The organism is Vibrio sp. 10N.261.55.F4 (assembly GCF_041470465.1).
GTDB lineage: Bacteria > Pseudomonadota > Gammaproteobacteria > Enterobacterales > Vibrionaceae > Vibrio > Vibrio crassostreae_C.
Map to the genome: position 1 here is coordinate 1 of NZ_JBFRMM010000025.1, position 21,337 is coordinate 21,337.

Here is a 21,337-nt window from a genome sequence, read left to right on the forward strand (position 1 = left end):
AAATCGGTGTCGTTAGCCAATACATCAACGGTTACTGTGCTGTTTTCTTCCACTGCACTAGTGTCGGCGTTTGCGATTGGAAGGTCATTAGTGCCGGTGACTGTGATAATTAACGTTGTTGTATCAGTTGCACCTTGGTCATCAGTTACTGTGACTGGTACTTCAATCTTTAGTTCTTCACCTTCGGATAGATAACCATAAGAAGACGCATCGAATTCATAACTACCATCTTCGTTTAAAGTTAGACCTTCAACTAAGGTGTCCGTAGTAAACACTAGTGGTTCACCTACAGGTTGATCTACATCCGTAGCATTGATGCTACCGCTAATAACCTGGTCCTCTAATAAGGAACGGTCCTTAGGCTCTGCTACTGGCGCATCATTCACTGGCGTAACATCAATTGTGACAGTTAACGTGTCTGTCAGACCAGTTTCATCCGTCACGATAACTTGGAAGCTATCTGGGCCGTTATAGTTTGTATCTGGAGTGTATTGCCAAGAGCCATCTTCATTTAGGGTAAGGCTACCGTTAGAAGGGCCCGATTCAACTGAGAAGGTAAGAAGGTCATTATTTGCATCGGTCGCAGTTAACTGGCCGCTTAACAAAGTATCTTCTGGAACAGATGCACTTAGTGCATCTTCAAGCGCGCTAAAAGAAAGGTCTACAAAGATTGGCTCTTGTTGTGCGAAACGGAATTGCTCTAGAAGGCTCAGGCTTTGAGTTCGCGACATGCCCAGCGCTTCAAATCCCGTTGTTATAAATTCGGTTGCTGGGATCGTTTCTTCACCGTCTCGCTCTACAGTCCCACTAGTTGCCAAGCTTGAACCATTTTGACCAGCAGCGGTAGCGAACTCATCTCCTAACTCAGTAGGGTCTTCACCTTCTTCTAATGCGGCAAAAATATTTGCGATATCCTGGTCTAGTTCAACTTCACCGTCTTCAGGTGAAAAACGCTTAACTGATACCTGAGGTTCATTAGGTCCATTTTGAGATTCAAGAGTTACATCTCCAGCCTGTAGAGGCTCTCCCTCTTCGAGTACTCTAACCGTGCCATCAACTGAAATAACAATGCGCTGACCCAATGCAAGAGCACCGGTCAAATTCAATGCTGTAATGTCCATATCAACCCCTAAAAACCATTTTCGCTTGTCACGTCAACTTTGTGACATCTTATTTATAATATTAGCCGAAATATAACATTTAACATCACATAATTCCTAGTTATGAATCGTGCATTTAACATACCGAGTGACAAGGTAATGACGCTGATCACATCACACAATAATGAAAGTGCTCACACTATCAATATAAGTTATTGTGTTTGCGAAAAATAACAGAGCTAAAAACGTAAAATTGACGTTCTCAAAATCATCATAAAACGCACAGCAAACTGTTAACAACTTTACAACCATTTACGGTAGCTTCTCGAGCGAACGTTATTTTTTTGGCGGTTCATCTAAATTTCGTATCTAGCACATTAAAAAGCGTAGGTTTAGATGCAGTCCAATTTGGAGAGATGGAAATTGAATTACATTCAAACGACAACATTAGGGTTAGCTATAGCGCTAAGTTTGCCGACAACAGCACAAACCTTAGAGCAAGCCGTTGCGTTTACATTAGAAAGCAACCCTGAAATCAAAAGTGCTTATAACGAATATATCAGTAAGCGTTATCTTAACGACGCTTCTGGTGGTGCTTATCGACCAAGTATAGACTTAGATGGTGGGATTGGTTATGAACATACTGATCTAGCAACCAACCAAGACACTACCGATCTGACTAGAAAAGAAGCAACGATCACCTTGACCCAGTTAATATGGGATGGCGCTAATACATCCAATGATATTGACCGTACTGCGGCTGATGCAGAGTCCGTGCGCTATCAACTACTATCTAACGCGCAAGACATCGCTTTAGAAGTAACAAAGGTTTATCTTGATGCAGTGAAAGCCTATGAAGTGCTTTCTCTTTCGGAAAGTAACTTAGCGACGCACAAAGAGATATATAACGATATTCGTAAGCGCGTGGAATCAGGTATTGGTTCAACCGCAGATATGTCACAAGTTGAAGCTCGTATTGCGAAAGCGCACGGGAATTTGCTTGCTGCTCAAAACAACCTTTTTGATACGCATACTCAGTTTAAAAGACTTGTTGGTCAATCTCCTTTAGGGTTAACTTTCCCTCGCGCAGATGCGGGTGCAATTCCTTATACCGTTGATGGTGCGTTGGCAAAAGCGTTTAACCAGCATCCAGTCATTAAGATTGCACAAGCCGATGTTGACTCAGCGAAGTTCCAATACAAACAATCTAAGAGTACCAACTACCCGACTGTTTCTTTTGAAGCCGCTCAAACTTGGCGTGATGACGCCGGTGGTACAGAAGGCAGCAGCGATGAGTTTTCTGCCATGGTTCGTTTAAGATACAACCTTTACAATGGTGGTTCGGATCAAGACCGCACAGAAAGTGCAGCCTACCAACTCAACAAAGCCAAGGACCTTCGCGAAAGCACTTACCGCAATGTAGAAGAGAGTCTACGTCTTTCATGGAGCGCACTTGATTTAACGGTTCAGCAAAAAGAATTCCTATCTGACCACGTAGACTCGGCATCAGACACGGTTATCTCATATGAGAAACAATACCGCATCGGTAAACGTACCCTTCTCGACTTGCTCAACACCGAGAATGAATTATTCGAAGCTCGTAAAGGCTATTTAGATGCTAAGTATGACGAGCAATACGCAAAATATCGCGTAATGAACGCAACTGGTAACCTACTCATCGGTTTACGAGTTGAGATCCCAGAAGAATGGAATGAAAAGGTGGAATATTAATGAAGCTTACCAACACAGTATTATCGCTTTGCTTCATGGTTGTATCTACCAATGCTCTAGCTGAAAACAACGAGGACGAATTTGAATATCGCGCTCTTCCGCCTGTCACTCAAATTTACGATCTTCAAGATGATGACAATGACGGTGTAATCAACGCGCGAGATTTATGTCCCGATACGCAAATTGGTGCCGAGATCGATAATGACGGTTGTGGCTCATATTTCGAGTCATCGGAAAAGAAAGAGCTGCATATACTCTTCGCTAATAATTCCACGGAAATAAACCCTGTCTTTCTAGGGCAGATACGCCAAATGGCTGCGTTTTTGAAGCGCTACGAGAGCACCAGCATTGAATTGCAAGGTTATGCCAGTAAAGTTGGTAACGCGGCACACAACCTAAAGCTTTCGAAAGAACGTGCATCGCATGTAAGACGTGCGCTAATCAGCAACGGTATTCAGCCATCTAGAGTCAACATCGTCGGTCATGGCGATTCTGAATTCAGCAGCGATGACACTCAAATCAATCACGCACTGCATCGAAAAGTTATTGCTTCGGTTGTTGGATTTAAGGGTAATATCAAAGAAGAATGGCACATCTTCACCAAAATCAAAAAGTAGGTGTTACTCTGCTTTTTCCATACTGAAACGTTATCTTAAGTTAACGTTTCAGTATGGTGATAATTCCTTGAATAGCATATACCTAAGCCGTCTATAATGTTAATCTTGCCACGTTATCAACATAGAGAATTAATCCATGAGCAAACTAACAGCTGATACTCAAGCAAATCTAGAACTTTTCGTTTCTGAAACACAAGAAACTAAACTGGTATGGGGCCTTCGCAACGAAGAAGGTTGGCTAGCATGTGACTCAAGTGAATTCGAAAACAGCGAAGTGATGCCATTCTGGTCTTCAAAAGAAGATGCTCAAACTCACAACGTTGAAGAGTGGGCTGACTTCGAAGTATTAGAAATTCCACTAGATATCTTTGTAGAAGATTGGTTACTGACTCTTGCTGAAGACGGCGTTCTTGTTGGTACTAACTGGAATGCAACATTAGAAGGCAAAGAACTTGAGCCTTCTGACCTAGCGAAATTATACATCTAATTTCCGATATCGGTCGCACGATTCGCGCGACCGATATACCTCTGATTAGTATCAATAAATTAGAGACCTACCTCGCATAACCACGTAGTCGCACCATTCAAAATTTGAAGCAACATCAAACTAATAATAGAATATCGTTCTTTATCTGATTGATCGTCTCTTGTGAATCACTTCGTTTTTGTTACCTTTCTACTATTCATTAGCTTTTGTTCTTATAGCCAAGTATCAACATCAGATCGTGACCACAATTCACCAGTCTATACCCCCAATCTAAGCTCTACTCCAAATGCTGATTGGAACGCGCTTTATCTCTCTACTTTAAACCACTCTCCTGAGCGCGCATTAAACATGCTGCAAACACGCTACATCGGCTCAACGGTTTATGGAGATAAGCTTTACCTTGCGTCTCTTCTGTATCAATACATGAGCCACCGAGATCAGCCGTTCTACGGAATCGCTTCAAACGACAATGACTACCAAGCGATAGAAACAGCGTTTATTTCTGCTCTGAGGAAAGACGGCAAAGGCCAATATGAACAAGCACAACAAGGCTTTCTAACACTTTTGGCGAAAATGCAATCTCGCAGTGATTTAACTGGTAAAGCCTTACTAAAGTACCAGCTATGCCGATCGCTTAACGAGCAAGCTAAATACCATCAAGCGAACTATTACTGCTCTGCCCTTCAGTCAGATTTACATGACATCGCTGACCCTGTATTACCAAAATTCGGGACTTATCGAGTCATCGCGAACAATCATCATTTCCGCAGTGACTATCAAGCTGCACTAGACACCTACCTATCACTAATAAACGTGTTTCCACAAGGGCATGATATTTCAGGGGTTTACAACGATGTGGGTAACTTGCTCAAAGAATTAAAGCAATATGAAAAATCGGCGGAGTATCTAGAGCAAGCTCTCATTCTCAGAGTAAACGCTTCAGATTTAATGAAAGCACAAGTGCATCACAGCCTTGCGGATCTCTACCTTAACCAAGAGCAAAGTGAACTAGCAATTCACCACTTTCAGACAGCAAGAACACTGCTGAGCTCAACGTCGCATAGCTACGGTATTGCACTCACAAGTCTTGGCTTAGGAAAAGCGTACACTCAAACGAAAAACTATGATGTGGCGAGAACCTACCTAATTGAGTCTCTTTCAGCTTCGAGCGAACTGAGCAATGATGTCATTCGCATCAATGCTTACTTGGCGATCAGCGATATGTTCGAAGAACAGAAACTGCCAACGGAAGCACTCAACTATGCTCAACAAGCGCTAGAATTAGCTGAACAAGTCACAAGGCATAAATACATCGCGCAGTCACTTCTTCAGCTTTCTGATATTCATCAATCACTCAGCGATTACCAACAAGCTTTCTATTTCTACCAGCGATACTCGTCAATACAAATGGAAGCTAGAGATATCGACAATCGACTCGCACTCGAAGCGCTCGGCCTGACGCACGCCAAATATGAACAAGAACTAGAAAGCTCTTTCCTGACACATCAGACGAAACTCGACCGTGTTCAAATTGAAAAAATGGAACATCAAAGATGGATGTACAACATCGTTGTTATTCTGTTGCTTTGCGCTGCAAGCTTCACGGTATTGATAAACAAAACGGTTCGCGCAAAAGCAGCAATTGATGGCTTAACGAAAGCATATAGCCGAACTGAGATAATTCGAAGAATCAAAAGAGTGAAACGCTGTAAAGGGACGGACAAACAGCATGTGCTCGTGCTGCTCGATCTCGATAAGTTTAAGAAGATTAATGATGAGCATGGGCACCCTACTGGTGATCGGGCACTGGTCCATATTAGTGATCAAATTAGAAAACACTTAGTGAATGGTGAATTGTTTGGTCGCTTAGGGGGTGAAGAATTTGTCATCATGTTAACCGATACCCCACCAGCAGAGGTACGAGAACGCGTTGAAGAGTTGCACTACGCCATTTCAAGCACTGTCTTTTTATCAGAAAGCAAAAAGTCACTTAATGTGACCGCGAGTTTTGCTTATCTAGCAACCTCAAACGCATTAAGTGACTTTGATGACTTGTATTCAGTGCTTGACCAAGCACTCTATCAAGCCAAAAGCAACGGCCGAAACTGCATCATTGATGCTTACAACGAACCAATTGATTGACCTGAGGTTATTTATTCTCAGTCTGTTTGCGAACCAACTCAGCCATAATACCTTCACGATCACCTAGGTAATCGTTAAGGCCAACTTTACGCAGTTCACACGCTGGGCAATCGCCACAACCATCCCCGACAATGCCATTGTAACAAGTCAGTGTTTTATTTCGAACAAGCTCAAGTGCTGAGTACTGGTCGGCCAACGCCCATGTTTCAGCTTTGTTGAGCCACATTAACGGTGTTTTAATATCAAGCGGCTTGTCCATACCTTGTACAAGCGCAGAGTTCATCGCCTTCACAAAGTCATTACGACAATCAGGGTAACCAGAAAAGTCTGTTTCACACACACCTGTAATCACGGTTTCAGCACCGATTTGGTAAGCGTAAATACCCGCTAGAGTCAGAAATAGAATATTACGACCAGGAACGAATGAATTCGGCAGCCCATTCTCTTGCAGCTCATGAGACACAGGAATATCGTCACGAGTCAAAGAGCTGATAGCCAGTTCATTCAACAGAGTCACATCCATCACTTTGTGCGCTTTCACACCAAGCTCTTTCGACAATGACTCAGCAACTTCAATCTCGAGTCTATGGCGCTGACCATAATCAAACGTAATCGCATGAACTTCATCATACTTTTTTAATGCTTGAACAAGACACGTTGTTGAGTCTTGACCACCACTGAATACTACCACTGCTTTTTTCATCTTAAATCCTTACGAGAACCTTCTACTAGCGACTTATCTTGCCCAGTAAAAATACAACCTATGCGATGCTCAAATATTTGTGAGTTTGTATTGATAAGCGCCAATTGCGCTCAATGCAGGTATCAATACAAAGCTGAGTAGCGCGGTCTTTTTGGCTGATTGGTTGCAGAGCGATAACAGTGTCGTTAGGAACTGCTGCTCGCTCCACTAAACCGTCAAGTTGTTCGATGTCTTTGCTTGTACCTACTGGATGCTTAATTTCGTTAGCACGTTGCAAGGCGCTATCTAAGATTTCCAGTTTCGCTTTCATCGCCACTTTCGGTGACACCGTAACCCAAGTGTCCGGTGTGGCTTTAACTTCTGATGTTCCGCTAGTCTCAATCTGACAGCGACAACCGTGCTGCTCAAACGCTTCAGTAAGAGGAACAAGATCATAAATGCATGGCTCACCACCAGTAATCACAATGTGCTTAGCAGTGTAACCTTGCTTGATATATTCATTCACGATTCCTTGAGCATCGATTGCTGACCAAGTAGGTGAATCTTCTGTCTTAACCATAATATCGCCAAGGCTGGTTTCCTCTTCTGGCAACGCTTCCCAGGTCTGCTTGGTATCACACCAAGAACAGCCCACTGGGCAAATTTGCAGACGAACAAAAACAGCGGGAACGCCAGTAAACACGCCCTCACCCTGAATGGTTTCAAACATTTCATTAATCTTGTACAACTTTCCCTCAGCTCAATCATTTGATGAAATTAATCAACCGCAGACCTTAAAGCACTTCCCCCTTTTGGTCAAACAAATGAGTACTGATAAATGAGTTGATCAAAGCCCTAGCCTGAACTTTCAAGTTCCCTTATCCTTTCGCCCATAGATTTCGTTAGCTTTTAATTTTTTAGTAAGGAACAACATGTACAAACTGATTGCTCTTGATATGGATGGCACACTACTCAACAGTGAAAAAGTGATTTCTCAAGAGAACAAAGACGCAATCGCCAAAGCACGAGCTGCAGGTGTGAAAGTAGTTCTCGCTTCTGGTCGCCCTTTAGAAGGCATGCAAAGCAAATTAGATGAGCTTTCGATTGACGGCGAAGATGACTTTGTACTCTTCTACAACGGCTCTATGGTTCAGAACGTATCGACAAAAGAGATCATTCACAGTGAGATCAGCAACGGTAAAGCCGCAAAAGAGATTGCTGCCCTCGCTGAACAGCTTGGTGGTTATGTCCATGCTTTCAGCAAGATCCACGGCTTAATCACACCTGAGAACAATGAGTACACTGGTATTGAAGCGCGTATTAATTGCTTAGATATAACCGAGTTCGACTTTTCTCAACTAGAAGATGACCACGAAATCATCAAAACTATGATTGTCGCTGAACCAAGCAAGCTGACTGAAATCATCGGTAAGTTGCCACAAGAGCTTAAGACTCAGTTTACTATCGTACAAAGTGCACCATTCTTCTTAGAGTTCCTAAACCCGAAATCAAACAAGGGTGTCGGTATTGAAGCGATAGCGAAACACTTAGGCATTAAAGCGGAAGAAGTCATCTGCATGGGTGATGCTGAAAACGATCACCATATGCTTGAATACGCAGGCCTTGGCATTGCAATGGAAAACGCAATGGAAGAAACCAAGAAACTGGCGGATCACATCACAGCTAGCAACGACGACCATGGTGTAGCGGTCGCGATTGAGAAGTTTATCTTCAACTCATAAACGCTCAACAGGTTCTAATAAGAATTACTTTTTGCTTGTTTCAGAAATGACAAAGGCTGTGCACTGCACAGCCTTTTTGATTTTGTGTTAGTCGAGTCGCTTACTCTCTTTTCCATGGCAGACGAAATGCCACCACACCAAACAGAATCAAGATTGGGAAACGTAACGTTTCAACAATAAATGAAGCAATACCGCTGAAAGAGACAAAGCTTCCAGCCCAGCTAATCAGCAGATTTCCCGCTAACAACATCGCCATCACTCCAAGAACGATCTTGAATGAGAACTGACCAACCAAAGGTTTCGAGTCTGTTAACGTCACTAGGCATGCAATCGTCATCAAAATCGCCACCCAGAATGAGAATGTTGGCAGTGGCCATATCACCGTCAGAACAATCGACAGTAAGCACAATGCCCACCAAACACCTTTAGAACTCAATAAGGCGCTAATATCAACATCCGGTTTCGCGTCTAATCTCACGATATGCCACGTCGTTAAAGCGCCTAATACGCCACCCATTAATACATCACTAAAAAACGCACTACCTGAATAAGACTTAAATAGCATGATCCACAGCAGGCCAGCGAGCACTACCAGAATGGCTTTTTGCTCCAAGAGGCGCTTTAGTTTCCAAAAGACTAACAAGGTTAAACTGACCCACAAGGCAGCCAACAGACTTGGAAAACTATACCCACTGCTTATCACCAGTTTCAATGTTGGCAAGTAAGCGTGTGGACGTGGAAAACCAAAACCTTGGTGCGCGATTAAAGTAAGTAGTGTCACCGAGATCAAAGTGAAGCCAAACTTCAACGCGAAGTTACGGCCAAAGTACCAAGCAATTAACGGCAATATCACAATGAAGACCCATGGCTTGGCCAACAAGTCAGTCAAAAGCACAGTATTCGCAAATACGCTTGGCATCTTATCGAACGTGTTTTGAAGTGACACAATCCAATTTAATTCAACTTGATGGACTTTGGGTGCCGCGCCCACCAGCTCAGTCACATACGTCACCGGTTGATCTGTCGCAGATAAAAACAGCTCGTTAATCTCAGACCACTGTTCTGGGTAGCGGTATTGGTGATCTTGCAATTCAGTAGGAGGAAGTAACATCGCTCGGCTGACTTCCACGCCATAATGAGGAGCAAACCAAATCGGCAGCTCAAAGCCACCTAACTCATTTCGAGCCTTGTAACTGATCACTTCAGAGTCAGAAATACAATCAAACACGACGGCACTGTCGGTATAACCTAGCACATCACCGACCGTTACCGACAAACCCGCCTCTTCCCAAGTTTCTCGTTGCGCCGCGACCGATGGCGGTTCACCAGAAACCACAGTGCCTCCCGGTAGAGACAATTGACCTGTAATCAACTCATCAACCAACACGATTTGGTTATCAGCACGTACTACACACAAGGCGCCCGCAATATGATCGGGCAAAGTGTTGCTTGCCCAAGCGGAAGTAGTACTCAAAAGAGATAATATGAAAACTAATAAATATCGAATAGCCAACGAGTTTACCTAAAAATAAGAGAAAAAGTTAAAGACTGCTCTAGTGTAATCAAACACGCACAAAATCGCTGTCTACGTTTTGTGCAAAGCCTTCCTCATCCATTGAATGTGAGGTGTGAACCCCATTTTTTGATAGAAGTCCTTGGCAGGTGAATTAAAGTCCCAAACCTCTACAAAGACTTGTTCAACCCCATAATCATCAAAAGTCGCTTCAACTTTGCTAAACAACTTTTCAGCAATCGATTCTTTTCGATAATCAGGCAAGACAAACAGTTCATCGACACTCCCCATCGGCACCGATTTACTCACCGTTGAGATAAGCTCACAAAAATGTCCGGAGATAAAGCCAACAATGAGCTCACCTTTTAATGCCACATAAACCAAGCATTCAGGATCATCCAAGTAACGTGCAATGCTTTTTTCCTGCTCAATCTCTTCTGCCGTTTTAAAGTGCTCTGGGCTAGCAAGGTGGTGATGATGGTGGAGCTCGAACATTAACTCGTTAAGTTGTTCCAAATCCGTGTGTTTTGCAGCCCTTAAAGTGACATTCATGACTATTGCGCTTCTCAAACCAAATTAATATCTAAACTGAGTCTAGTTTACTTGGCGTGAGTATCTATACAAGTTATTGAATTAATTCATTGTTTGAAGTGCGTATTTTAGATACAAAAACGGCCACATTACGTGGCCATTCTGTTTGAATGATTTTCAATTGAACGAATATCTAGGCTTTAGCTTTAGTTGTAGCTTCAGCTTTATGCGCCGTTGTCCTCTTTCTCTTCTTTGAGATCAGCAAGCTGTTGTTCTAGTTCAATAAGCTTGATTTCAGCCTCTACTTCAGCAACTCGCTTTTCTGCATCGGTGCGATTGTCTTGCGCCAGACCATCAGCAGTAACTTGGGTTCGTTGTGCGTTTCTTGCATCATCCGTATCTTTCATTGAACCAGCAACACCACCGGTCACACCACCCAATGCAGCACCCTTCGCGGCTAAGCTCGCATCTCCAGTTAGAGCGCCTGCTGTCGCTCCTAATAAAGCACCACCCACAGCACCACGATTACGTGCAGCATTCTCATTTTCGTTATCCATTGCTGGTGATGCGCAACCAGAAAGAGTCACAATCAGTGTCGCTAAAAGAAAAGGTTTAGTGAATTTCATAGGAGTCTCGCTTAGTTCTTCGTTTGGAGTAAAGCCATCTTAAGCAGAACCGTTAATGGGATAAATAAAGCCACGTTTAGACGATACATCATGTTCAGTTATGTATCATTCAACCATCGCATAAGTGCTTATTGATATATATCTTTGAGCTCGCCTTAGCCTGACAAACAAAAAAGGCGACCAATAAGGTCGCCTCAATCGAACTTTCTCTATAATTCTTCTCTTTCAGATGCCGCTCTTAGCCTTTGGACCAAAAGTTTTGCATATTTTCTGCACTAGGTGGTGGCCTAACACCGCAATCTCGATAATGATTTTTATCGCCGATCCCCAGTATCTTGCCATTTTCGTCATCAATCATTGCGGCAACTTTAACACCGTCTCCCACATGACGAGTTAACACAACAATTTCACCGGCTCTTTCAGATCTTACCGCGCCTAAGATTTGATATTCGTAGCGGCCTTTCCTTGAATTAACGATCATCTTCGAGTTAATCGGGTCGGCTTCATACCCCACGCCCATATCAAAAACCGCTTGATAGAGATCGACGCCAGTCTTGGACACACATTTAAATATCTTGGGATGACTCAATGGCTCTAGCAACGCCCTACTCGCTTCATCCTTTGAAATACTGGCACTAGCAGCACCACTGACCAGTAAAGCAATCAACAAAAAGTAAGCTCGCATAAAAAGACCTCAATATGTGGGATTCATAATGAGGTCATAGTAAACGCAATGGATAAGCGGATGAATAAATTAGAGTTTAGGTAAACTATCACGCTGGATTATGTATAAATCAACAAGCCGAAGGTGAGATTACCTAAACTGCGACGTCTATTTGCCGAGCTTTTCAGCAATTTCAGTTAAGCTGGTAGGGTCGTCAATAGTTGAAGGCACCACATATTGTTCACCTTCTGCGATCTGCCGGATCGTTCTACGTAAGATCTTACCTGAGCGTGTCTTAGGTAACCTCTCAACAACCAAGGCTTGCTTAAAACAAGCTACCGCGCCGATCTCATTACGAACCTTGCCAACCAATTCCCTTTGCAACTCAATGCCATCGACTTTTACGCCATCTTTTAACACAACTAGACCTAAAGGAAGTTGTCCTTTCAAGTCATCGTGAATACCAACAACGGCACATTCAGCAATCGCGGGGTGACCACCCACGATCTCTTCCATTTCACCAGTAGACAATCGATGCCCAGCAACGTTAATCACATCATCAATACGCCCCATGATAAACAGATAACCGTCTTCATCGAGATAACCACCGTCACCAGAAACATAATAGCCCGGGAACTGACTCAAATAGCCAGATTCAAACCGATCATGATTGCGCCATACCGTGGGTAAACAACCAGGTGGCAATGGTCGTTTGAGTGCGACAAAACCTTGTTGATTCGTTTGTGCGATTTCACCTAGCTCATTGAGAATCTCTACTTGGTAACCCGGTACAGGTTTGGTTGAAGAACCCGCTTTTACAGGCAAAGATTCAAGTCCTGTAGGATTCGCAGAGATAGCCCAACCCGTTTCCGTTTGCCACCAGTGGTCGATAACCGGTTTGCTCGTATGAGATTCAACCCAGTCTAATGTTGGCGGATCTAAGCGCTCTCCCGCCATAAAAATCGACTTGAGCGATGATAAGTCATATTTGGTGAGTAACTCGCCTTCGGGATCTTCTTTCTTGATGGCTCTAAACGCTGTTGGCGCGGAAAACAACACATCAACCTTGTACTCTTCACACACACGCCAGAATGCGCCTGGGTCTGGCGTTCTGACTGGCTTACCTTCAAACAGAATCGTAGTACAACCATGAATCAGTGGCGCATAAACAATATAGGAATGCCCAACCACCCAGCCAACGTCGGAAGCAGCCCAAAACACGCCGTCTTGTGGCATATCATAAATAGTGCTCATCGAATACTTCATGGCGACCGCATGGCCGCCATTATCGCGCACCACGCCTTTTGGCTTACCCGTCGTCCCTGATGTATACAAGATATATAGTGGGTCAGTCGCTAGAACAGGCACACATACGTGAGGCAAAGCATCCTCAACAGCTTGCTGCCAAAGTACATCACGTTCGTTGTTCAATTCGGCTAGAGACTGCTCTCTTTGGAATACCACCACTTTCTCAGGCTTCCATCGGCTGTCCATGATCGCGCGATCGACCATCGGCTTATATGGCAGGACTTTATTTATCTCGACACCGCAGGATGCAGTAATCAACACCTTGGGCTCGGCATCTTCAATTCGAACGGCAAGCTCATGAGGGGCAAAACCACCAAACACCACCGAATGCACCGCACCTAGTCGTGCACAGGCCAACATTGCCATCGCCGCTTCAGGAATCATTGGCATGTAGATCACCACACGATCACCTTTGGTAACGCCTTGCGTGGCTAACATACCAGCGACTTTAGCCACTTGGTTACGCAATTGATTGTAAGTGTACGAGGATTGAGTTCCTGTAACTGGAGAGTCGTAAATCAGTGCGGTATTGTCACCTCGCCCATTTTCACAATGATAATCCAGCGCGAGCCAGCAGGTGTTCATCACCCCATCAGGAAACCAACGCTCAATTCCGTTATCGTCAGTTTGTAATATCGTTTTAGGTGACTCAAACCAATCAATTGCTTGTGATTGTGTTTCCCAAAACGAATTTGGGTCTTCCCTCGCCCATTGATACTCGGTGATGTAATCTGTTTTTCTAGTCATTCGATTCGTAGCAGACATAGTGCATCCTCCATGATTTATCCATTTGTCCAAGCAACTAGCTTTTAGCAGTGTCACTTGGGTGCACTCTTTTCTCAGCGTTGTATTCGTGAACATTTAACCGTTCACGACAATCGCTTTACTTGGGAAAAGGCACACGAATGGCACCTTCCATGATCACTCGGGCACTACGACTCATAATCGCCCGTTCTATTTTCCAACCGCTTTCCGTTTGAATAGCTTTAGCACCCACTTTTAAGGTTCCTGATGGATGACCAAAGGTCACAAAATCTCGGGAACCCTCACCGACTGCCAAGTTCACTAACGTACCTGGCACACTCGCCGCTGAAGCAATGGCGACCGCTGCCGTACCCATCATGGCGTGATGCAGTTGTCCCATAGACAAAGCACGCACCAGAAGGTCAGTACCTTCGACAGCAACCGATTTGCCACTGGAGGCTTGGTACGCTTGAGGCTTAGCAACAAACGCGACTTTAGGTGTATGTTGACGTGATTCAGCTTGTTCTAAAGAATCAATAAGACCCATCGCTACTGCACCATGTGCTCGTATGGATTCAAACAGAGCCAAGGCTTTGGTATCACTATTGATATCTGATTGAAGTTCAGTGCCTTGGTAACCAACCGATTCAGCATCAACAAAAATGGTGGGTATCCCTGCATTAATGTATGTTGCTTTGATGCAACCCAGATCTGGAACATCTAAAAAATCGACAATATTCCCTGTTGGGAACATAGAGCCGCTCGCATCGGCGGGGTCTAGGAAATCAACTTGGATCTCAGCGGCGGGGAAAGTCACACCGTCGAGTTCAAAATCACCTAACTCTTGAACTTCGCCACCAGCGATAGGTACATGAACAATAATGGTTTTCTCTATGTTCACTTGCCATACTCGCACCTCGACCACACCGTTTTCTGGAATACGATTCGAGTCGACTAGGCCACTATAAATAGCAAATGGGCCCACTGCAGCAGACAGATTGCCGCAGTTACCGCTCCAATCAACGAACGGCTTGTCTATTGCTACTTGGCCGAATAGGTAATCAACATCGTGATCGGCTTTACTGCTTTTCGAAACAATAACAGTTTTACTGGTACTAGATGTTGCGCCACCCATGCCATCGGTTTGTTTACCATAAGGATCTGGACTGCCAATTACTCTCAGCAACAACTTATCTCTCGACTCTCCAGCAACTTGAGCTGATTCAGGTAAATCACTTAGGTTGAAGAAAACGCCTTTGCTCGTCCCGCCTCGCATATAGGTCGCACGCACTTTTATCTGTTTAGTGTTCATCACAAGCTCCTACTGGGCGAGAAAGTCTTTAGCGAAACGTTGCAATACGCCACCAGCGCTGTACACATTCACTTCGTCAGCGGTGTCTAGTCGGCAGGTTACTGGCACATCAAGCTTTTCACCGTTTTTACGAGTGATGACTAGAGCCAAATCAGAACCTGCTTCAATGTCACCGTACACGTCGTAAAGTTCGGTGCCGTCCAGTTCTAAGGTGTTGCGATTGGTCCCCGCTTTGAATTGCAAAGGCAGCACGCCCATGCCAACCAAGTTGGTTCTGTGAATTCGTTCAAACCCTTCAGCAACAATCACTTCAACACCCGCTAGACGCACACCTTTGGCTGCCCAGTCACGTGATGAACCTTGTCCATAATCGGCACCCGCCACGACAATCAAGGGTTGTTTACGATTCATGTAGGTTTCAATCGCTTCCCACATTCGCGTAACTTGACCTTCAGGTTCAACTCTTGCCAATGAACCTTGCACGACTTCTCCAACGTCCTTCACCATTTCGTTATACAGCTTAGGGTTGGCGAATGTTGCTCGTTGCGCGGTTAAGTGATCACCTCGATGGGTCGCATAAGAGTTAAAGTCCTCTTCCGGCACTTCCATTTTGGTGAGGTATTCCCCCGCCGCGCTCGAAGCGAGAATCGCATTTGAAGGGGATAAGTGATCTGTGGTGATGTTGTCCCCCAGAATCGCTAAAGGTCTCATACCAGATAGGCTTCGTTCTCCCGCAAGAGCCCCTTCCCAATAAGGTGGTCTGCGAATATAGGTACTTTGAGGTCGCCAGTCATAAAGCGGTTCAGTCGTCACCTGTTCCTCGTCTGGCTGGAACATTTTCACGTAGATTTGTTGGAATTGCTGAGGCTTAACGTGCTCACCGACAACGGCATCGATCTCGGCATCACTCGGCCATAAATCACTTAAGTAGATTGGCTTACCATTGTTGTCGGTGCCTAAGCTGTCTTTCTCGATATCAAAGCGAATCGTGCCAGCCAACGCGTAAGCAACCACCAATGGCGGTGAGGCTAAAAACGCTTGTTTTGCATAGGGATGGATTCGACCATCAAAGTTTCGATTTCCTGACAACACAGCGGTTGAGTACAGGTCGCGGTCGATGATCTCTTGTTGGATTGTAGGATCCAACGCCCCACTCATTCCGTTACAGGTAGTACACGCATAACCCACGATACCGAAGCCTAATTGTTCCAGCTCAGGTAGCAAACCTGCCGACTCAAGATAGAGCTTGGCAACTTTAGAACCTGGAGCAAATGACGTTTTCACCCACGGTTTACGAACTAATCCAAGCTGATTGGCTTTCTTAGCCACCAATGCTGCGGCGACCACGTTTCTCGGATTACTGGTGTTAGTACAAGAGGTAATTGCTGCGATGATCACCGCACCATCTGGCATTTGTTCATCAGAATATTGTTCAGCGTGTTGCTCTTTCCAAGAAGCTTGGCTGATGCCTTGTTTGGCAAGTTCGCTGGTTGGTAAACGACGATGTGGATTGGATGGCCCTGCTAGATTGCGCTCAACTTTCGATAAATCAAACTCTAATACACGTTCGTATTGAGCAGAGTCTAGATCGTCAGCCCATAACCCAGTTTGCTTGGCGTAGCGTTCGACTAGTTCAACCTGCTCAGGCTCTCGACCAGTGAGTTTCAGGTATTGAATGGTCTGCTCATCGATGTAAAACATACCGGCTGTTGCGCCATACTCTGGCGTCATGTTGGAGATGGTTGCGCGGTCACCAATGGTCAGCGCACGTGCCCCTTCACCGAAGAATTCCAAATAGCTTGAGACCACTTTCTCATTGCGAAGGAACTCAGTAATCGCAAGCACAATATCCGTTGCAGTTATCCCTTCTTGTCGTTGACCCGTCAGTTTAACGCCGACAATATCAGGCAATCGCATCATCGACGGACGACCAAGCATCACTGTCTCAGCTTCCAAACCACCTACACCAATCGCAATAACGCCCAGAGCATCAACGTGCGGTGTATGGCTATCGGTACCAACACAGGTATCAGGGAAAGCGATACCTTCTTTGGATTGAATAACCGGAGACATTTTCTCCAAGTTAATCTGGTGCATGATCCCGTTCCCCGCAGGAATCACACTCACGTTTTTAAACGCGGTTTTACACCATTCGATAAAGTGAAAACGGTCTTCGTTTCTGCGCTCTTCAATCGCGCGGTTTTTATCAAAGGCTTCGCTATCAAAGCCTGCGTGTTCCACTGCCAGAGAGTGATCAACAATCAGTTGGGTTTCAACAACGGGGTTCACCTTGGCAGGGTCTCCGCCTTGGTCGGCAATCGCGTCTCTTAATCCAGCCAAATCTACTAGGGCTGTTTGACCTAGAATGTCATGACACACTACGCGCGCAGGATACCAAGGGAAATCTAGGTCGCTCTTACGTTCAATGATCTGTTTTAAGCTGTCTTCAAGGGTTTCAGGATCACAGCGTCTTACTAATTGCTCTGCCAATACTCTCGACGTATAAGGCAAGATTTTGTAAGCGCCCGGGGATAGTGCTTCTACCGCTTCACGGGCATCGAAATATTCTAAATGGGTACCGGGTAAAAGTTTTCGGTACTGGTTTTTATCAAGGTACTGAGCTTGTTCAAGTTTCACATCAGACATACATCCACCATTATCTGTTAGATTCTATTCGTTGTTTCTTGAGGCCTTGTCGTATTAAGACGGAAGTAACCTCAAGACATAAGTCGGCTCGTTATAGAGGGCTAACGTAGATGAATAGGTAGCCAGTCTTGATGCTCTGGCCCGGTGTAGTCTGCACTTGGACGAATGATGCGATTGTTTTCTCTTTGTTCGAACACATGCGCCGTCCAACCTGTAAGGCGGCTCATCACAAAGATCGGAGTAAACAATTTGGTTGGGATGTCCATGAAGTGATATGCCGATGCATGGAAGAAGTCAGCATTACAGAACAAGCCTTTCTCTCGCTTCATAACCGCTTCAACACGCTCAGACACGGCATAAAGCTGTTCATCACCCACCTCTTGAGCTAACTCTTTTGACCAACGCTTGATTAGAGCGTTTCGTGGATCGCTTTCACGATAAATGGCATGACCGAAGCCCATGATTTTGTCTTTGTTAGCAAGCATCTGCATGATGTTAGTTTCTGCTTCATCAGCGGTTTGCCAATCTTGGATCATTTCCATTGCCGCTTCATTCGCACCGCCATGTAAAGGACCTCTTAGTGTGCCAATTGCTGCTGTAACGCACGAATGAATATCTGACAGTGTTGATGCACAGACACGGGCAGCAAAAGTAGATGCGTTAAACTCATGCTCTGCGTAAAGCGTTAGCGAACAGTGCATTACCTGCTTATGCAGTTCACTCGGCGCTTTATCTGTTAGCATTTTCAAGAAGTAGCCACCCAGACAGGCTTCACTTTGATCTTCCGTATCAATGCGCACGCCATCATGGCTAAAGCGATACCAGTAACAAATAATCGCAGGGAAAAGCGCGAGCATTCGTTCAGTCGCAGGCAATTGTTCTGAAAAATCAGATTCTTGCTCTAGATTACCTAGCATCGAACAACCCGTTCTCATCACATCCATTGGGTGAGCGTCTGCAGGAATAAGCTCCAACAATGCTTTCAAAGGTTGAGGTAAACCACGTAAACCAACCAACAATGTTTTGTAATCGTCTAGCTCTTTTTCATTGGGCAAATGGCCTCTTAATAGCAGATGTGCCACTTCTTCAAACTGAGCGTGGTTAGCAAGATCGGTAATGTCATAGCCACGGTAAGTTAAACCCGTTCCTGATTTTCCTACCGTACATAGCGCAGTGGTTCCCGCACTTTGGCCACGTAGACCAGCACCACCGATTGCAGGTGTGCTTGTTGTTTTTGTGCTTTGTTGTTCTATTTTTGAAGCATTTTCGACAGCTGCTTTATCACTCAAAGATACAGACATGGTGAACTCCTTTTCTGTGTTAGCCGCCTGCACTCTTTGGTGCTGCCTATTTATGTGTCCGATGATCTTTATCTTCGGTATTGGATATGGCGACTAACCATTTCACGTTATTGGATTAAGTTGATTTTTGATTATTTGAAACTGATTTTACCCTTCGCTTGAAAACAACTGGTCAAGCTTGTTCTCGTAGTCGTGGTAATTAAGGTGCTCGTAAAGCTCTTTACGGGTTTGCATTGAATCCAACAGGGCTTCTTGATTGCCTTCAACTAACAAGTGCTTATAAACATTCTCTGCCGCTTTGTTCATCGCACGGAACGCGCTCAATGGGTAAAGCACCATGTCGACACTTGATTGGGCTAACTCGTGACAGTTGTAGAGTGGTGTTTGGCCAAACTCAGTAATGTTGGCCAAGATAGGTACGTGTTTACCCGTTGCTGATTTCAGCGCTGCCGAGAACTTCACATATTGATCGAGTTGATTCATCGCCTCAGGGAAAATCATGTCTGCGCCCGCTTCAACACACGCAATCGCTCGTTCAATCGCACTGTCAATTCCTTCAACCGCCAATGCATCCGTACGCGCCATAATCACAAAGCTGTCATCGGTTCTAGCATCGGTTGCCGCTTTGACTCTATCGACCATCTCTTGCTGACTAACAATTGCTTTATTTGGTCGATGACCACAGCGCTTCTGAGCGACTTGGTCTTCCATATGAATAGCAGCCGCGCCCGCCTTCTCCATCGCGCGAATCGTACGCGCAATATTGAACGCGCCACCGAAGCCCGTGTCGATATCCACCAGCAAGGGCAAATCACACGCATTGGTAATACGTTCAACATCGACCAATACATCGTTCAATGTCGTAATACCTAAATCAGGCAAGCCATAAGACGCATTGGCGATGCCTCCACCAGACAAATAAATCGCCTGATGACCCAAGTTCTTTGCCATCATCGCGCAATATGGATTCACAGTGCCGACGATCTGCAATGGATCGTTGTCTTTCACAGCTTGTCGGAACTTAGCTCCTGCTGATAACTTCATAATGACGCTCCCTGTTAATTGTTAATTTCTAATCTTTATGACTACTGATGTTTAGCTCTCGCCAGCGAAGAACCGCTAGCAAATACCAGTCGCCAATTAATCAAGATCTTTGGATTGAATTTGTTGCTCTATAAGTAATCGGCTTCCCGAGATGTGTCTTCGCATTAGCATTTCTGCTAGCTCTTCATCACGGTTGCGAATCGCTTGTAGGATGTATTTGTGTTCATCGAGCGCCTCTTTGGGCCGAGACTGAGCCCTAGGCGATTGATAGCGGTACATGCGTAATAGGTGATAAAGCTCATCACACAGCAGCGAAATGAGTTTGCTGTTACGACTCGCTTTAATAATGCGGTAATGGAAATCGAAATCCCCATGTTGATGAAAGTAAGAAGAACCTTCGACTTCATCGATGTATTTTGAGTGTGTCGACAATAATCCTTCAAGCCCGACAAGCTCTTCTTGTGTGATATGTCTTGCTGCTAAGCGAGCCGCCATGCCTTCCAATGCCTCTCGCACCGCGTACAACTCGAGTAGTTTGTCTGCCGAAAAAGTAATAACTCGAGCCCCTACATGAGGAATGCGTTCAATCAAGCCAAGCCCTTCAACACGCATTATCGCTTCACGTAATGGGCCTCGGCTTACCTCAAAGCGTTTAGCCAGTTCAGGCTCCGAGATCTTACTGCCCGGTGCTAATTCACCGTTAACAATCGCCTCAACGAGGTACTCAGTGAGGTTTTCTGATTTAGTGTTCTCTTTATCGTTCACACGTGTCTTCGTGTTTGCATTTAAGCTGAGATCTTTTATCGCAGTATTCATATTCACGCTGCTCACTTCTGATTGCCGACCCTAACTGTCAACAATTTCATAACATGAACATAAAATACACGATTGAATTGTCGACAATCAAGCCAATTGTCGACAATTTAGACTAAGGTAGTATTTTTCATAGACGATTAAAACTAATCCAAAAGGACACTACAAACAACTCAACCATCTGTTATTTATCGATTTAATCAGAGTAAGAGTCACTAACCCCCTATCTACCCTAAAATCATTTGAAATCGATATGTCGACAACTTATAACCGAAACTTGTCAAAAGCAGCCCCCTTCGTATCTATCCACCAGCTCACCGATAAACAGATATAA

18 protein-coding genes are annotated in these 21,337 nt (G+C 44.7%); 5 read left to right on the forward strand and 13 right to left on the reverse strand.

Annotation, left to right across the window (positions count from 1 at the left end; all coding sequences use genetic code 11):
- Positions 1-1,121 (reverse strand): Ig-like domain-containing protein (locus tag AB4249_RS13990; RefSeq protein ID WP_372103646.1); only part of this gene is annotated, 1,121 nt, incomplete at its 3' end.
- 402 nt (positions 1,122-1,523) lie between these two features.
- On the opposite strand from AB4249_RS13990, the gene AB4249_RS13995 reads away from it, so the two are divergent.
- From AB4249_RS13995 to AB4249_RS14010, 4 genes are all read left to right on the forward strand, one after another.
- Positions 1,524-2,831, forward strand: coding sequence for a TolC family outer membrane protein (locus AB4249_RS13995; protein ID WP_017062307.1), 1,308 nt, complete (start codon positions 1,524-1,526; stop codon positions 2,829-2,831).
- Positions 2,831-3,448, forward strand: coding sequence for an OmpA family protein (locus tag AB4249_RS14000; RefSeq protein ID WP_372103649.1), 618 nt, complete (start codon positions 2,831-2,833; stop codon positions 3,446-3,448). Before AB4249_RS13995 ends, AB4249_RS14000 begins: the two co-directional genes overlap by 1 nt.
- Positions 3,449-3,584: 136 nt before the next feature.
- Positions 3,585-3,935 (forward strand): DUF2750 domain-containing protein, encoded by a 351-nt coding sequence (locus tag AB4249_RS14005; RefSeq protein ID WP_017062305.1) that lies wholly within the window; start codon positions 3,585-3,587, stop codon positions 3,933-3,935.
- 162 nt (positions 3,936-4,097) lie between these two features.
- Positions 4,098-6,077 (forward strand): diguanylate cyclase, encoded by a 1,980-nt coding sequence (locus AB4249_RS14010; protein ID WP_372103652.1) that lies wholly within the window; start codon positions 4,098-4,100, stop codon positions 6,075-6,077.
- A gap of 7 nt (positions 6,078-6,084) precedes the next feature.
- On the opposite strand, the gene queC is transcribed toward AB4249_RS14010, so the two are convergent.
- Positions 6,085-6,780: a 7-cyano-7-deazaguanine synthase QueC gene (queC, locus tag AB4249_RS14015; protein WP_372103655.1), complete on the reverse strand. Its 696-nt coding sequence runs from the start codon at positions 6,778-6,780 to the stop codon at positions 6,085-6,087.
- 58 nt (positions 6,781-6,838) lie between these two features.
- Positions 6,839-7,507 carry a 7-carboxy-7-deazaguanine synthase QueE gene (gene queE / locus AB4249_RS14020; RefSeq protein WP_372103657.1) on the reverse strand — a complete coding sequence of 223 codons (669 nt, stop codon included), beginning with the start codon at positions 7,505-7,507 and terminating at the stop codon, positions 6,839-6,841.
- Positions 7,508-7,691: 184 nt separating this feature from the next.
- On the opposite strand from queE, the gene AB4249_RS14025 reads away from it, so the two are divergent.
- Complete coding sequence (locus tag AB4249_RS14025; protein WP_017062301.1) at positions 7,692-8,501, forward strand: Cof-type HAD-IIB family hydrolase; 810 nt, start codon at positions 7,692-7,694, stop codon at positions 8,499-8,501.
- Positions 8,502-8,601: 100 nt separating this feature from the next.
- Here AB4249_RS14025 and AB4249_RS14030 read toward each other — a convergent pair whose 3' ends face one another.
- The 10 genes from AB4249_RS14030 to AB4249_RS14075 all read right to left on the reverse strand — a co-directional run bounded on the left by AB4249_RS14030 (position 8,602) and on the right by AB4249_RS14075 (position 21,006).
- Positions 8,602-10,014 carry an NUDIX domain-containing protein gene (locus AB4249_RS14030; protein ID WP_372103660.1) on the reverse strand — a complete coding sequence of 471 codons (1,413 nt, stop codon included), beginning with the start codon at positions 10,012-10,014 and terminating at the stop codon, positions 8,602-8,604.
- A 72-nt stretch (positions 10,015-10,086) separates the two neighbouring features.
- Positions 10,087-10,566 (reverse strand): N-acetyltransferase family protein, encoded by a 480-nt coding sequence (locus tag AB4249_RS14035; protein ID WP_372103663.1) that lies wholly within the window; start codon positions 10,564-10,566, stop codon positions 10,087-10,089.
- A 203-nt stretch (positions 10,567-10,769) separates the two neighbouring features.
- Positions 10,770-11,171: a glycine zipper domain-containing protein gene (locus tag AB4249_RS14040; protein ID WP_004733606.1), complete on the reverse strand. Its 402-nt coding sequence runs from the start codon at positions 11,169-11,171 to the stop codon at positions 10,770-10,772.
- A gap of 238 nt (positions 11,172-11,409) precedes the next feature.
- The gene (locus AB4249_RS14045) at positions 11,410-11,856 is read right to left on the reverse strand and encodes a hypothetical protein (protein WP_009846621.1); all 447 of its coding nucleotides are present in this window, start codon (positions 11,854-11,856) and stop codon (positions 11,410-11,412) included.
- 147 nt (positions 11,857-12,003) lie between these two features.
- On the reverse strand, positions 12,004-13,908 hold the full coding sequence (locus AB4249_RS14050; RefSeq protein WP_372103666.1) for a propionyl-CoA synthetase: 1,905 nt from the start codon (positions 13,906-13,908) through the stop codon (positions 12,004-12,006).
- A gap of 118 nt (positions 13,909-14,026) precedes the next feature.
- Positions 14,027-15,199: a 2-methylaconitate cis-trans isomerase PrpF gene (gene prpF / locus AB4249_RS14055; protein ID WP_372103669.1), complete on the reverse strand. Its 1,173-nt coding sequence runs from the start codon at positions 15,197-15,199 to the stop codon at positions 14,027-14,029.
- A 9-nt stretch (positions 15,200-15,208) separates the two neighbouring features.
- On the reverse strand, positions 15,209-17,845 hold the full coding sequence (gene acnD / locus AB4249_RS14060; RefSeq protein WP_372103671.1) for a Fe/S-dependent 2-methylisocitrate dehydratase AcnD: 2,637 nt from the start codon (positions 17,843-17,845) through the stop codon (positions 15,209-15,211).
- A 101-nt stretch (positions 17,846-17,946) separates the two neighbouring features.
- Positions 17,947-19,146: a 2-methylcitrate synthase gene (gene prpC / locus AB4249_RS14065; RefSeq protein ID WP_372103674.1), complete on the reverse strand. Its 1,200-nt coding sequence runs from the start codon at positions 19,144-19,146 to the stop codon at positions 17,947-17,949.
- 147 nt (positions 19,147-19,293) lie between these two features.
- Entirely contained in the window at positions 19,294-20,190 is an 897-nt protein-coding gene (gene prpB, locus AB4249_RS14070; protein ID WP_102344103.1) for a methylisocitrate lyase, read from the reverse strand.
- Positions 20,191-20,286: 96 nt separating this feature from the next.
- On the reverse strand, positions 20,287-21,006 hold the full coding sequence (locus AB4249_RS14075) for a GntR family transcriptional regulator (protein ID WP_017065771.1): 720 nt from the start codon (positions 21,004-21,006) through the stop codon (positions 20,287-20,289).
- Positions 21,007-21,337 lie beyond the last annotated feature (331 nt).